The organism is Belliella calami (assembly GCF_022549695.1).
GTDB lineage: Bacteria > Bacteroidota > Bacteroidia > Cytophagales > Cyclobacteriaceae > Belliella > Belliella calami.
Map to the genome: position 1 here is coordinate 81,300 of NZ_JAKZGS010000017.1, position 14,156 is coordinate 95,455.

Here is a 14,156-nt window from a genome sequence, read left to right on the forward strand (position 1 = left end):
TTTTGTTATCTTTTGTTTCTGTATTTTAGCCAAATCATTTAAAAATTATATTTCATAATATGACACATATCGTAAAAAGGGTGTTTCTTTTATTTCTAGTTTTGACAGGGGGTATAAACCTTGAAGCTCAGCAAGTAAAAGACAATAAAGATGCTGCTTTTACCGAGTTTGGTTACAGACAAGGGACAGCTTACAGGTCTGCCACGGGCAAGCCAGGTCCAAATTATTGGCAAAATAAATCTGATTATGTCATTAACGTTGAGTTGGATGAAGAGAATCATTCAGTAAAAGGCTCTTGGACGATTACATACACAAACAACAGCCCTGAAGCTTTAGATTTCATTTGGCTTTTTTTAGAGCAAAATAGATTTACTGAAGAATCAAGAGGAACATTGACCACACCTGTTCAAGGAAATCGATACAGTGGTGATGTCAATGGTGGTTATACTATAGAAAATGTGAAGGCTAGCCTATCAGGAAGAAACAAAGCGGTTAGTAATGAGTATTTGATATCAGATACTAGAATGCAAGTTGTTTTTGCAGAACCTATACCTGCAAATGGAGGTGTAGCGACTGTTTCTATGGATTTCGAATACAAAATACCAGTCAAAGGAATGGATAGAATGGGGCGATTGGATGTGAAGGATGGAACTATCTATGCTATGGCACAATGGTATCCAAGGGTTGCAGTACTTGATGATGTGACAGGTTGGAACACAGACCCGTATTTGGGGGCAGGGGAGTTTTATTTGGGATATGGTGACTTTGATTACAAAGTAACAGTTCCTTTCGATCACATTGTTGTGGGATCTGGAGAACTTCAGAATCCAAGTCAAGTCCTGACTAAGGAGCAGCAAAATAGAATGAAAAATGCTGCTGAAAGTGATGAAAGAGTATATATCATCAATCCGGATGAAGTAGGAGATAATGGTAATATCAGGCCAAGGCAAGATGGTAAGCTTACTTGGCATTTCAAAATGAACAATACTAGAGATGTTGCTTTTGCTTCATCTAAAGCATTTATTTGGGATGCAGTTGGTGCAAATCTCCCGAGCGGGAAAAGGATAATAGCCCAGTCTGTATATCCCAAAGAAAGTGATGGCGAAGAAGCATGGGGTAGATCTACTGAATACAGCAAAGCATCTATAGAGCATTATTCTGAAATGTGGTATGAATACCCATATCCAGTGGCGGTAAATGTGGCAGCTGATATAGGTGGCATGGAATACCCAGGATTGAATTTTTGTAGTTATAAGTCCAAAGGGGAGTCGTTATGGGGTGTTACTGATCATGAATTTGGTCACAATTGGTTCCCAATGATTGTTGGTACCAATGAAAGAAGACATGCATGGATGGATGAAGGTTTCAATACTTTTATCAATTACTACAGCTATTTGGCTTTTAATGAGGGAGAGTACACCAACGATCTTATTCAGACCAGAAAATATTTGGGTTGGTTGACCAATGATAACAGAGAGCCAATAGCAACACATGCAGATAGAACTCAAAGCAATAACTTAGGTATGGTGGCATATATGAAGCCTGCATTGGGTTTCATTATGCTTAGAGAGTATATTTTGGGTCACGAAAGGTTTGATAAAGCATTTCGCTCCTACATCAAAACTTGGGCATACAAGCATCCTCAGCCTACCGATTTCTTCAATCACGTAGAGAATGTGTCTGGGGAAAATCTAGACTGGTTCTGGAAAGGTTGGTTTTATAGCAATGCAAACATTGACTTGTCTGTGGACGGTGTCTATCCTTATGGGGCCAATTACATTGTTGTTTTTTCAAACAAAGGAGACATGCCAATGCCTGTCAATTTTGAAGTGACATATGAGGATGGGCAAAAGGAAAGAAGATCTTTGCCTGTTGAGGTTTGGTTCAAAGGAAATACATGGCAGCACTTACTGAAAGCTGATAAAAAGGTTGTTAAAGTCGAGATTGATCCTGATAAAATAATCACAGATGTGAACGCTGGAAATGATGTCTGGCCTTCTGCTCTTTACGAAAAGCAATAAAGGAAGAAATTGAATCTTTGAGCAATCAATTCTTTAGTAAGGAGTAATAAATAAAAAAAGTGAAAGACTGAGTCCTTTCACTTTTTTTATTTATTAGTATAGTATATGTTACCTTTCTTATCAGCAGCCAACCAAAATGATGTGTTTTGAGTCAATTGATTCACTAATAACTAATTACAATTGTCAGTATGGTTTTACTGGCAAATTCAACTACAATTGTCATCGCCTGTAATAATTTTTAGTACTCATCATTTATTTCAATCCAATAGCCATCTGGATCTCTAAGGTAAATTTGTTGGATTCCATCTGGGCGGATGTTTATTTTTCCTTTTTCTCCTGGCCAATCTTCAAATTCCACCTGGTGTTTTTCTAGGTTTTTGATAAAATCATCCATATTAAGTATGCTAAAGCAAAGATGGTTTATTTTGTTGATGGTGATAGGTTGCCAAACTTCTTCAATAATATGAAGTTGGACATTGTTTCCAATATCAAACCAAGCATGTAGGCCGTCCTTAAAAGGTTCGTCGATTTCTTTGAAATTTAATACATCTCTGTAAAAATCTGCACTTCGCTGCAAGTCACTTACATAAACAGCAATATGGGTTATTTTTACTTGTGCTTGAATATTTTCACTCATTAGTATAAAACTTAGTGTTAATGTTAGAATAATTGATTTCATCTAGTTTTGGGTTTAAGAGTTACTAATTTAACAGAATTAAAATAAAGGTAGAATTATGGGAGTTTTTTTGAGTGTTTGATTGATCTTATTTGCTTAGAAATTCGTTTTTTGGAAAGTTTTTAAAAATCATTTATCAACAAGATTATTTTTGTATAAATGTTGTGAATATATAGGTTGTAAATTTCCCATTATTCAAAGAAATATTATCCTGAAAAAATAAATGCCCATCTATGAAAAATATGATAAAAAAAGGGAAGCCATATTTTTGACCTCCCTTTTGATTTATATTTCGGTTAATTACTCATTCGTATTTGAAGAAAGAGCTATTTTATCTGCTTCATCAAATAACTTTATCGCTTGCAGGTAAATCTCATTGATATCATTGATTACCTTATAGTAGGCATTGTCATCATAAATATTTCTACCCATGTTTGCTTTGATAAGTGTTTTAAGGTAAGCTTTGGATTTGTTAAAATCTTTTTCTTCAAATTTCACCTTATTTCTTTCCCCAACTTTTATCAGTGCTTGGAGCATTTCGTCGGACACTTGGTACTTGCTGTAGTAATCTTCAAAGCTCATTCCGTCAAACTTCTTCTTATTTTTGTCTAAATATTCAAGGACAAACTCTCTTGCAGAATCCGAATTGAACAGTCTGTTGACGTAAGAACTAGACATGGTAGTATCCAACGGTACAAAGAAATCTGGCATTATTCCACCTCCTCCATAAACAGCTCTTCCTGATTTGGTTTCATATCTAAGGCTGTCATTGAATTTCACACTATCAGCGGAGAAAAACTCACCGTGTTCAAATCTTTTGATCCAGTCCAAACTATATTCCTCTTCGTCGTCACCATAGGGTTTTTGGATAGACCTTCCCGACGGAGTGAAATATCTTGCGATAGTGAGTCTCAATTCTGCACCATCAGATAGTGGAATAGGCATTTGTACTAAGCCTTTTCCAAATGATCTTCTACCTACAATCAATCCTCTGTCATTATCTTGAATTGCACCTGCTACAATCTCTGAAGCCGAAGCGCTACCTTCGTTAATCAATACTATAACAGATCCCTCTTCAAAATCACCTTGTTTGACGGCATATGCTTTTTGGTTGAACTTGTTTGTTTTGCCTTCTTGGGAAACGATTACTGCATTGCTTCCTAAGATTTCATCAGCAATATTGATAGCAGCCCCCATATAACCTCCAGGATTGCTTTGAAGATCTAATACAAGCTTAGTCATTCCTTGTTCTTTAAGTTCAGATACTGATTTCTTGAACTCTTCGTAGGTTGTTGCAGCAAATCGAGTCACTTTAATGTATCCCACTTCATCATCTATCATGTAAGATGCATTGATAGAGTATTGTGGTATTTTGTCCCTGACTATATCAAATCGGATGAGCTCTTTTTGTGATTTTCTTTTTATGTCAACCTCCACAATACTTCCACTTGGTCCCCTAAGTAGACTAAAGACATCATTGTTTGTAATCCCAGTCCCAGCTACAGTTTCCCCATCTACTTTTATGATTTGGTCACCTGATTGGATGCCAAGTTTTTCGGACGGGCCTCCTTCCAATGGAGCTACCACATAGATCGTATCTCTAATGATACCAAATTCAACACCAATACCATCAAAGTTTCCTTCGAGCTGGGATTTAGCCAAAGCAGCATCTTTTGCAGGGATATAACTTGAGTGTGGATCTAGTTTTTCCAGCATTTTTTCAATGCCAAACTCTACCAATTCGTTTGTATTGACGCTATCAACATAATCCCTGTTGATGTATGTCACTATCTCTTGAAGTTTGTAAAGAGCAGCTTTCAGGTCGTTTCTATCTGTTTTTGGTTCTGCAAAAGTAGCTCCAATCCAAACTCCCGCTGCTATGGCTAGAGCGATAATTATTGGAAGACGTACTTGCGCTTTTGTGTTTTTAATTTCGCTCACGATATCCTCTGGTTATTTTTTATTTACTTTATTGGAAATTCATCAAATATAATACATAACTGAATTCTTATGCAATTCGTTTTTATAAACGCAATAAATTCAATTTAGATAAAGAATTAGGGCAAATTCTCTTAAATTCCTTACTTTTGTCTATATGTTGAATCCAAAAGATATACAAAAGTCACGAATTAAAGAACTTGTCTCTGACAATTATGTGTTCGCAGCTGTTTTGCATTACTTTGGGATCAATTTTTATCAATATGAAGAGAATTCTTTGCAAGAAGTATGCAAGAAATTCAAGGTGAATCCAAATCACCTCATCGAAGAATTGGAGGTGTGGGCAAACAGAAAAGAACCCAAATCCGAAGAGTTGTATTTTCATCCCATAGAAGTACTTGTAGCTTATCTCAAAAAGAAACATTATTTCTTTGTAAGACAAGAGTTGCCATTTTTATCAAATATGGTGACAGGGATCAGTCGGGAAGATGAATATGCTGGAATATTATCAGACTTAAGGATTATGTTTCCATTGTTTGTAGAAGATTTCATCCATCATATACATGAAGAAGAAAGTCGGGTATTCAAAAGAATTCAATTGTTGCAAGAAATTGAATCAGGAGAATTTAGGTTAAATGATGCATTGACGATTTTGGAAGAAAGCCCGATTAAATCGATGGCGCATGCGCACGAAGATCATGATGATGAAATGGTGGGGATCAGAAAATTGACAAAAGGGTATGAATTGCCAGAAAATGCTCCGCTTAGTATGAAGATCTTGTATAGCGAACTTCAGAATTTCGAAAAAGAGCTAATAATACATGCAAAGATAGAAGACGAATTGCTTTTCCCAAAAGCAGTAGAGTTGGAAAGAGAAGTGGTTAGAAAGGTGAAAAAACAAATTAGCAGTAATTGATGGCCAGGATTATAGCAATTGATCTGGGAACCAAAAGAACGGGTATTGCAGTTACTGATATACTCAAAATTACCGCAAATCCCTTGGAAACGATCGAAACTTCAAAGCTGGTAGATTTTCTGACGAATTATTTCCAAAAAGAAGAAGTAGAGACAATCGTTTTGGGATATCCGAAATCCCTAGATGGATCTGATAATGAAATGACTCCAAGAGTAATCAGTCTAAGGGATCGTTTGGGAAAGATATTTGCAGACAAGAAAATTGTACTTGTGGATGAAAGGTTCACATCAAAGATGGCCATGCAAAGCATGATCACCATGGGAAGCAAAAAAAAGGACAGAAAAGAAAAAGCAGGCAATCTTGATAAAATAAGTGCCGCAATTATATTACAAACCTATTTACAGCAATTATGATTTATCCGATAGTAGCTTACGGAAATCCAATATTAAAAAAAGAAGCAGAGGAAATTCATGAAGGTGATGATATCTCCACATTGATCAAAGATATGTATAGTACCATGGACCACGCAAGTGGAGTGGGATTGGCGGCACCTCAAATCAATCAAGGAATTAGATTATTTGTGATAGATAGTTCTTTGATGCTTGACGAAGACGAGGAAGAAAAAGGAATCAGGAGAGCGTTTATCAATCCTATCATTTTGGATGAATACGGCGATAACTACGGCTTTGAAGAAGGATGTCTTAGTATCCCGGAAGTGAGAGCCGAAATTATCAGGCCTGAGAAACTTACCATTGAGTATTACGATGAAAATTGGAACTTGAAAGAAGAGGAGTTCTCAGGAATGACTGCACGTGTGATCCAACATGAGTATGATCATTTGGAAGGAATTCTTTTTATAGATTACCTGAAAGGTTTGAAAAAAAGAATGGTTCAAAGCAAGTTGATAGAAGTAAGTAAAGGGAAAATTTCTACAGATTATAGAATGATTTACCCATTGAGATAAATCTTAGCCAACGGAATTTAAAAATCTGTTGGTTTTTTTTTTGAATTTTCATCTTTCAATAAACTTATTATTTCAAGAAATCAATTTGCCGCATTCTCAATACCAAAATATGATGGAAAATAAACCAAATCTAAAAATCGCATTAATTCAGACCGATCTTTATTGGCATGATAAGACTGCCAACTTTAGTATGCTCGAAGAAAAGATTTGGGAAATAGAAGGGAACGTTGATCTGATAATTCTGCCAGAAATGTTTTCGACTGGTTTTACCATGAAAGTCAAAGAATACGGTGAACCCATGAATTTTACAGCCTGTAAGTGGCTTAAGCAAATGTCAGCTCAGACAGGGGCGGTAGTCACAGGAAGTGTGATTGTCAGAGAAGGGGATGATTTTTTTAATAGAATGCTTTGGGCTTGCCCAGATGGGGAGCTGATGCATTATGATAAGCGACACCTATTCAGAATGGCCAATGAAGACGAACATTTCTCAATGGGGCATGAAAGAAAGATTTTCCAAATAAAAGGTTGGAATATCTTGCCTCAGATATGCTACGATCTAAGGTTCCCAGTTTGGTCTAGGAACACTTCAGATGATGGGGAAATGGAATATGATGTCTTGATCTACATAGCTAGTTGGCCAAAACCGAGAGTCAGTGCTTGGGATATTCTTTTGCAGGCGAGGGCAGTGGAAAACTTAGCATACTCGGTAGGGGTAAACAGGATAGGCGAGGATGGAAATGGTGTACTTTATTCTGGGCACTCTGCGGTGTACAACTTCAAAGGAGATCAGATCGTGATTTCCAAAGAAGAAGGGAAGACATTAATTGTTGAATTGAATTTCGATGAACTGAATTTATATAGGCAAAAATTTCCAGCATGGAAAGATTCAGATAATTTTCAAATCATCAAATCAAAAAAATAAGCATGACTCAAATTAGATTCCATTCGGTTGATCAATCTTTGAAACTGCGATTTTTTGATTAATTTAGCCCGAATTTTAATAGAAAGGTAAAAAGAAGCAATATGCTTGAGTTTTTACCATTATGCTTCACATATATCAAATTAATTTGTAGTTAATAAAAATAAAATGACCACTAAAACACCAAAAATTCTCTACACCCTTACAGATGAAGCGCCAGCTTTGGCGACGTACTCACTTTTGCCAATTGTAAAAGCCTTTACTGATTCTGCAGGTGTGGTAGTAGAAACAAGAGACATATCATTGTCTGGAAGAATAATTGCTTTGTTTCCCGAATTTTTAAATGAAGATCAAAAAATTGGAGATGCACTTTCGGAACTCGGGGATGTAGCAAAGACAGCTGAGGCCAATATTGTGAAATTACCAAATATCAGTGCTTCAATTCCACAATTGACTGCTGCAATTAAGGAATTGCAAGATAAAGGTTATGCTTTGCCAGATTATCCTCATGACCCAAAGAGCGATGAAGAAAAAGAGATCAAAACGAAATATGACAGAGTAAAAGGGAGTGCTGTAAATCCTGTTTTGAGAGAAGGGAATTCCGATAGGAGAGCGCCTTTGGCTGTGAAAAATTACGCAAAGAAAAATCCACACAGCATGGGTGCTTGGAGTAAAACCTCAAAATCCCATGTTGCAAGTATGGAAAGTGGGGATTTTTATGGCAGCGAAAAATCACTGACCATTCCAGATGAGACAAAAGTAGATATTGAGTATGTAAACGAATCTGGAGATGTGAAGGCTTTGAAAACAGGCTTGTCTTTGAAGGCTGGAGAAGTTATTGATGCCGCAGTATTAAGTGTGTCTGAGCTGAATGCTTTCTTGAAAAAACAAAAAGAAGCAGCAAAAGCAGAAGGAGTACTTTTCTCTTTGCACATGAAGGCTACGATGATGAAAGTATCCGATCCGATTATTTTTGGACATGCTGTGAAAGTGTTCTTTGCAACAGTTTTCGAAAAACATGATACTATATTGAAATCTCTTGGAGTAGATGTAAGAAATGGTTTTGGAGATTTGGTTTCTAAGATCAAAACACTTCCTGAAGACCAGAGAGCTGCTATTGAGGCTGATATTGAATCTTGCTTGGCAAATGGTCCTGATTTGGCAATGGTTAATTCTGACAAAGGAATTACCAATTTGCATGTCCCTTCTGATGTCATTATAGATGCTTCTATGCCTGCAATGATTAGGACTTCTGGGCAAATGTGGAACAAAGACGGGAAAGCTCAAGACACCAAGGCAGTTATTCCAGATAGATCTTATGCTGGTGTTTATCAAGAAACCATCGACTTTTGTAGAGAAAATGGTGCTTTTGATCCTTCCACAATGGGCTCAGTGCCTAATGTCGGTCTAATGGCTCAAAAAGCCGAAGAATATGGGTCTCATGACAAAACATTTGAAATAGAAGATAAAGGTGTCGTAAGGGTAGTGTCGAATGGAGATGTCTTGATTTCTCATGATGTACAGAAAGGCGACATTTGGAGAATGTGTCAGACAAAGGATGCTCCAATTCAAGATTGGGTGAAATTGGCAGTAAACAGAGCCCGTGCTACATCTGATCCAGCGATATTCTGGCTTGATGAAAATAGATCGCACGATAGAGAATTGATCAAGAAAGTCAATACATATCTAAAAGATCATGATACTGAAGGATTAGAAATAGAAATCATGTCTCCTGTAGCTGCAACCAAGTTTTCACTAGAAAGAATCAAAGCTGGTAAAGACACGATATCAGTAACTGGAAATGTTTTACGTGATTATTTGACAGACTTATTCCCTATTCTCGAATTAGGAACAAGTGCCAAAATGCTATCCATAGTGCCGTTGATGAATGGTGGTGGGCTGTTTGAAACTGGAGCAGGTGGTTCGGCACCTAAGCACGTTGAGCAATTGGTAGAAGAAAATCATTTACGATGGGATTCGCTAGGTGAGTTTTTGGCATTGGCAGTGTCCTTGGAACATTTGGGAGAAACCTTCTCAAACGATAAGGCAAAGGTTTTGGCAAAAACTTTGGATCAGGCAACAGGCAAGTTTTTGGATGAAGATAAATCTCCTTCCAGAAAAGCAAAAGAACTTGACAATAGAGGTAGCCATTTCTACTTGGCGATGTATTGGGCTGAAGCTTTGGCAGCTCAGGACTCCGATTCAGAACTAAAAAACAAATTTATTTCTATTGCCAATGAGTTGAAAGAAAAAGAGTCAAAGATTGTTTCTGAGTTGAATGATGCACAAGGTGTGAAAGTGGATATTGGTGGATATTACAGACTTGATGAATCAAAAGTAGACAAGGTAATGAGACCAAGTAGTACATTTAATGAGATTTTGTCAAAAATAGCTTAGTTCATATCTGTTTTCAGTTCAAATAAAGTAGCTTGACAGCTACTTTATTTGTTTTAACCAGAAAAATATATTGTGCTAATGTAAAAAATGTATTTTTCGAAATCGATTGTATATTAATTTTTGTAAAATGCATGCTTTTGAAAGCTTTCAATATTTGGGAAGGCAAGATATTATTGGTAAATTTAAGCATTCAAAGCTGTGTTAAGTTGACAGCGAGATTATTTTGATTTTTGATACAAATATTTGATATCAAACCTATAAACAATAAATACATAAAAATTATGAGCAAAATTAAAGTTGGAATCAACGGGTTCGGTAGAATCGGTAGATTAGTATTCAGAGCAGCGCAATCAAGAGATGATATTCAAGTGGTGGCGATCAATGATCTAATCGATGTAGAATATATGGCATATATGCTAAAGTATGACTCTACACACGGTAAATTCGAAGGTTCTGTTGAAGTAAAAGACGGTAAATTGGTTGTGAATGGCAACGAAATCAGAGTGACGGCAGAAAAAAGCCCAGCAAACCTTAATTGGGGATCTGTAGGTGCTGATTATGTTGTTGAGTCAACTGGTATTTTTCTTACCAAAGAGACTGCGCAAGGACATATTGATGCAGGTGCAAAAAAAGTGATTATGTCAGCGCCTTCAAAAGATGATACACCAATGTTTGTAATGGGAGTGAATGAAAGCTCTTACACTTCTGATATGGTTTTTGTGTCAAATGCTTCTTGTACTACAAACTGTCTAGCTCCAATAGCTAAAGTTTTGAATGACAATTGGGGAATTGAAGAAGGTTTGATGACAACTGTTCATGCTACAACTGCAACCCAAAAAACTGTTGATGGGCCATCTGCAAAAGACTGGAGAGGTGGAAGAGGAGCTTCTCAGAATATCATTCCTTCATCGACTGGAGCTGCTAAGGCTGTAGGTAAAGTCATTCCAGAATTGAACGGTAAGTTGACAGGTATGGCATTTAGAGTTCCTACTCCAAATGTTTCTGTTGTTGACTTGACAGTAAGATTGAAAAACGGAGCTTCTTACGAAGAGATCTGTGCCAAAATGAAAGAAGTGTCTGAAACGACCATGAAAGGTGTCTTGGGTTACACTGAAGATCAAGTAGTTTCTACAGATTTCAATGGTGACAGCAGAACTTCAATTTTTGATAAGGGAGCTGGGATTCAATTGAGTGATAAGTTTGTGAAAGTAGTAGCATGGTATGACAATGAGTGGGGTTACTCCAACAAAGTTGTAGATTTGTTAGCTTACATTTCAAGCAAATAAAAATCGGCATTGCCGATTTTGATCCCAAAAAGTTTTCAAAGTCCTGAATTTTATAATTCAAGATTTTGAAAACTTTTTGGGATTTTCTTTTTAAAGCTCTGAATTTTTGATCTTAGCATTTTTTTTGTTAGTATGAGGTATAATCAAAAACACCTACCTACATGATTGCTATAATATTAAGTTTGTTTTTAATTACACCAGAAATTGAAGAAAGTCACACTGATACTATAATTGATAATTCATCCAAAAGTGAATACTTGGAAGTGGATAACAAAAGAATTCCATGGGAGATCAAAGATGCTGTGATCGAAGCATTAGCTTATTTCCCTGAATTAGCTGGAGTTGCAATTGACTTTGAGTTTAAGGAGAAAATTTCAGGATCAGTGATGCAAGCACAGCCTAGAATTCTGACTATGTTTATAAAAGGAAAGGAGAAAAGAGAGTATAGGATCAAAATCACCAGGTCATTTGATTTTGAAGAAGGCGAAGTATTGATAGAAGATGTTCCACATGATGCACTTGTTGGGTGGATAGGGCATGAATTAGGTCATATTATGGATTATAAGAACAGAAGCACTGCTAATATGATGCATTTCGGTATGAGGTATATGCTTTCTAATAAGAGGCTCACAGAAGCTGAATTGGCGGCTGATACCTATGCAATATCTTGTGGAATGGGACATCAGATTTTGATGGTCAAAAATTATATTCTCAACAATGTGAATTTTGAAGATTCTTACAAAAATAAAATTAGAGAGTTGTATATGTCTCCTCTCCAAATATTGAGTTTACAGGAAGAACTAGTGGAAGATGAAAGTTGAGAACGCTTTATTGAGTGTGTTTTGACTGGGGCTATTGGAACAATAACATAACCTATTTGTAAGTAAAGAAGTTGAATAGCTATGATAAATGAGATTTTACCGATATTTCCACTGAAACTTGTAGCATTTCCTGATGAGCAGCTGAACTTGCATATTTTTGAACCTAGATACAAACAGTTGCTTAAAGATGTACAGAATGGTGATGGAAGATTTGGGATTTCTGTCTATACAGACAAATTAATGCCATTTGGCTCAGAGGTGGTGTTGGAAGAAGTGTCGAAGGTGTATGAAGATGGAAGGTTAGATATCAAAACAAGGGTCTTAAGGGTTTATGAATTGGTTAAGTTTGAAAACCCGTATAAAGACAAATTGTATGCTGGAGGAGAAGTCATCATTTTTGAAAATGATAATGTTCTACCAAAAAGTGTTTATGCAGAATTTCTATTTTATTTGAAGGAGTTTTTTAGGTTAATTGGGGAGCCTGTCAAAGTTCAGGCTCTTTTGGTTAATTCATTTACATTTACTCATAAAATAGGATTGACACTTGAAGAAGAATATCAATTGATAGTGATGAGAAAAGAAATCCAAAGAATCCAGTTTCTAATCAATCATCTGACTAAAGTAATACCTATTCTTAGGGAAGTTGAAAAGGCCAAAACCAAAATTCAAATGAATGGGCACTTCAAAACTTTGGATGCTTTGGATTTCTAAATCATAGTTTTGTAATACTTTCTTTTTTGACAAAAGCTTTTTGGTTGCCCCATTCTATTTCATACCAAATATCCTTAGAGGATTTAATGATTACTCTGTGTCCAGGATCTACGTTTTTAATCAATTTCCCGCCTGCTGTGGGTTTGTTCATGATAATAGTAGGGCTACCGGTAACAATCCCCGTAGAGGGCTCTTTTAAGAAGTTATTTGCAATAAATGCAAAAAAGATAAGCATTAACGTCGGGATGTAATATTTTGGTTTGTTTGCTTTTTCCTTAAAAAAGAGAAGAGTAATTATTGATATCAAAAGTAGCGCAGCAAAGATTCCAGTAATTTCTTGTTGTAGGTCTGAAAGAAATTTAAAGAACCTATCTCCATCAGAAATCTCGTATCCTACAAGGTTAGGTTGTTCTGTAAGTGTTTTGATTTTTGTGATTACCCTTGGGTTTGGGTTAATGTCGTAGTACTTAGCAAGATAAAAACTTGCCTTTGAGAAATCCCCTTTTCCTTCGGAAATAAAAGCCATTTTTAAGAGCATGGCAGGAGAGAAAACTTGATCATTTTCGAGCATGTTTTCATAATAAACCATTGCTTCTTGATAATTATTGGTGTTAAACAAAGAATCTGCTCTTTGGAGGTCAAATGTATTGGCCTGACAATTAAAGCTTTGTATGAATACCGCTAAAATTATTGAAAATTTTGTAAGAAAGTTTGCCTTTGAGTTTTGCATTTTAAAATAGTCCGCTTAAATTTGCAGTCCAATTACGGCAATGATTTAACAAAAAACAAATCAAAAACTGTAAAAAGTCTTTCAAAAGTGAGAGAATAAATTTGAAATATAAAATTAAAGGTACTAGTTTTACGGCATCAAATAACGGTGCTGTCCAAACTTGTTTCAATTTGCACGAAGAGCAAAGCCAAGTGTTCTTAAATTGAAAATTGAATAAAATTAAATAGAATGATTCCGTAGCTCAGCTGGTAGAGCAATACACTTTTAATGTATGGGTCCTGGGTTCGAATCCCAGCGGGATCACAAAATAGTATCAATTTACAAGGAGTTGATATGTTGTAAGTTTAGTATAAAGTTCGGGGTGTAGCGTAGCCCGGTATCGCGCCACATTTGGGATGTGGAGGTCGTAGGTTCGAATCCTGCCACCCCGACTAATTTTGATCAGTTTATTTTATGAATTGATCTTATAGCTCAACTGAATAGAGCATCCCGACTCCATCGGGAAGGTTTCATGTTCAGAGTTCAAAACTAAAAAATAGTAAAAAAGGTCTTGTAGCTCAATTGGATAGAGCATCCCGACTCCATCGGGAAGGTTTCGTGTTCAGAGTTCAAAACTAAAATTAGTAAAAAAGGTCTTGTAGCTCAATTGGATAGAGCATCCCGACTCCATCGGGAAGGTTTCATGTTCAGAGTTCAAAACTAAAAAATAGTAAAAAAGGTCTTGTAGCTCAATTGGATAGAGCATCCCGACTCCATCGGGAAGGTTTCGTGTTCAGA

Annotated in this window: 12 protein-coding genes and 2 tRNA genes; 11 read left to right on the forward strand and 3 right to left on the reverse strand. The window is 36.3% G+C overall.

The genetic code is table 11. From position 1 onward, the window contains the following. The first annotated feature begins 59 nt into the window (after positions 1–59). Entirely contained in the window at positions 60–2,021 is a 1,962-nt protein-coding gene (locus tag MM236_RS16475; RefSeq protein ID WP_241276088.1) for a M1 family metallopeptidase, read from the forward strand. Between the two features lie 238 nt (positions 2,022–2,259). Here MM236_RS16475 and MM236_RS16480 read toward each other — a convergent pair whose 3' ends face one another. Next, a complete protein-coding gene (locus MM236_RS16480; RefSeq protein ID WP_241276089.1) occupies positions 2,260–2,658 on the reverse strand; it encodes a VOC family protein in 399 nt (132 codons plus the stop codon). Positions 2,659–2,997: 339 nt separating this feature from the next. Further along, a complete protein-coding gene (locus tag MM236_RS16485; RefSeq protein WP_241276090.1) occupies positions 2,998–4,638 on the reverse strand; it encodes a S41 family peptidase in 1,641 nt (546 codons plus the stop codon). 154 nt (positions 4,639–4,792) lie between these two features. Here MM236_RS16485 and MM236_RS16490 point away from each other — a divergent pair, with 154 nt between their 5' ends. The 8 genes from MM236_RS16490 to MM236_RS16525 all read left to right on the forward strand — a co-directional run bounded on the left by MM236_RS16490 (position 4,793) and on the right by MM236_RS16525 (position 12,649). Further along, positions 4,793–5,551 (forward strand): hemerythrin domain-containing protein, encoded by a 759-nt coding sequence (locus tag MM236_RS16490; protein WP_241276091.1) that lies wholly within the window; start codon positions 4,793–4,795, stop codon positions 5,549–5,551. Next, a complete protein-coding gene (ruvX, locus tag MM236_RS16495; protein WP_241276092.1) occupies positions 5,551–5,964 on the forward strand; it encodes a Holliday junction resolvase RuvX in 414 nt (137 codons plus the stop codon). The genes MM236_RS16490 and ruvX overlap by 1 nt, the downstream gene beginning before the upstream one ends. Continuing rightward, positions 5,961–6,515 carry a peptide deformylase gene (gene def, locus MM236_RS16500; protein ID WP_241276093.1) on the forward strand — a complete coding sequence of 185 codons (555 nt, stop codon included), beginning with the start codon at positions 5,961–5,963 and terminating at the stop codon, positions 6,513–6,515. The genes ruvX and def overlap by 4 nt, the downstream gene beginning before the upstream one ends. 112 nt (positions 6,516–6,627) lie before the next feature. After that, on the forward strand, positions 6,628–7,437 hold the full coding sequence (locus MM236_RS16505) for an amidohydrolase (protein ID WP_241276103.1): 810 nt from the start codon (positions 6,628–6,630) through the stop codon (positions 7,435–7,437). A gap of 165 nt (positions 7,438–7,602) precedes the next feature. Next, the gene (locus MM236_RS16510) at positions 7,603–9,831 is read left to right on the forward strand and encodes an NADP-dependent isocitrate dehydrogenase (protein WP_241276094.1); all 2,229 of its coding nucleotides are present in this window, start codon (positions 7,603–7,605) and stop codon (positions 9,829–9,831) included. Between the two features lie 281 nt (positions 9,832–10,112). Continuing rightward, entirely contained in the window at positions 10,113–11,117 is a 1,005-nt protein-coding gene (gap, locus tag MM236_RS16515; protein ID WP_241276095.1) for a type I glyceraldehyde-3-phosphate dehydrogenase, read from the forward strand. 161 nt (positions 11,118–11,278) lie between these two features. Then, the gene (locus MM236_RS16520) at positions 11,279–11,938 is read left to right on the forward strand and encodes a hypothetical protein (RefSeq protein ID WP_241276096.1); all 660 of its coding nucleotides are present in this window, start codon (positions 11,279–11,281) and stop codon (positions 11,936–11,938) included. Positions 11,939–12,019: 81 nt separating this feature from the next. Beyond that, positions 12,020–12,649: an LON peptidase substrate-binding domain-containing protein gene (locus tag MM236_RS16525; protein WP_241276097.1), complete on the forward strand. Its 630-nt coding sequence runs from the start codon at positions 12,020–12,022 to the stop codon at positions 12,647–12,649. 1 nt (position 12,650) lies between these two features. Here the strand turns inward: MM236_RS16525 and MM236_RS16530 are convergent, their stop codons facing one another. Beyond that, positions 12,651–13,379 (reverse strand): tetratricopeptide repeat protein, encoded by a 729-nt coding sequence (locus MM236_RS16530; RefSeq protein ID WP_241276098.1) that lies wholly within the window; start codon positions 13,377–13,379, stop codon positions 12,651–12,653. 230 nt (positions 13,380–13,609) lie between these two features. On the opposite strand from MM236_RS16530, the gene MM236_RS16535 reads away from it, so the two are divergent. Together MM236_RS16535 and MM236_RS16540 are read left to right on the forward strand one after the other, a co-directional pair. Next, a tRNA-Lys gene (locus tag MM236_RS16535) sits at positions 13,610–13,682 on the forward strand. 54 nt (positions 13,683–13,736) lie between these two features. Next, positions 13,737–13,810: transfer RNA gene (locus MM236_RS16540), tRNA-Pro, on the forward strand. Positions 13,811–14,156: the final 346 nt, after the last annotated feature.

Excerpts from the sequence above, each read along its gene's own strand:
- MM236_RS16475 (WP_241276088.1), top strand. The coding sequence starts at position 60 with ATGACACATATCGTAAAAAGGGTGTTTCTTTTATTTCTAGTTTTGACA.
- MM236_RS16480 (WP_241276089.1), bottom strand. The coding sequence starts at position 2,658 with ATGAGTGAAAATATTCAAGCACAAGTAAAAATAACCCATATTGCTGTT.
- MM236_RS16490 (WP_241276091.1), top strand. The coding sequence starts at position 4,793 with ATGTTGAATCCAAAAGATATACAAAAGTCACGAATTAAAGAACTTGTC.
- ruvX (WP_241276092.1), top strand. The coding sequence starts at position 5,551 with ATGGCCAGGATTATAGCAATTGATCTGGGAACCAAAAGAACGGGTATT.
- def (WP_241276093.1), top strand. The coding sequence starts at position 5,961 with ATGATTTATCCGATAGTAGCTTACGGAAATCCAATATTAAAAAAAGAA.
- MM236_RS16505 (WP_241276103.1), top strand. The coding sequence starts at position 6,628 with ATGGAAAATAAACCAAATCTAAAAATCGCATTAATTCAGACCGATCTT.
- MM236_RS16510 (WP_241276094.1), top strand. The coding sequence starts at position 7,603 with ATGACCACTAAAACACCAAAAATTCTCTACACCCTTACAGATGAAGCG.
- gap (WP_241276095.1), top strand. The coding sequence starts at position 10,113 with ATGAGCAAAATTAAAGTTGGAATCAACGGGTTCGGTAGAATCGGTAGA.
- MM236_RS16520 (WP_241276096.1), top strand. The coding sequence starts at position 11,279 with ATGATTGCTATAATATTAAGTTTGTTTTTAATTACACCAGAAATTGAA.
- MM236_RS16525 (WP_241276097.1), top strand. The coding sequence starts at position 12,020 with ATGATAAATGAGATTTTACCGATATTTCCACTGAAACTTGTAGCATTT.
- MM236_RS16530 (WP_241276098.1), bottom strand. The coding sequence starts at position 13,379 with ATGCAAAACTCAAAGGCAAACTTTCTTACAAAATTTTCAATAATTTTA.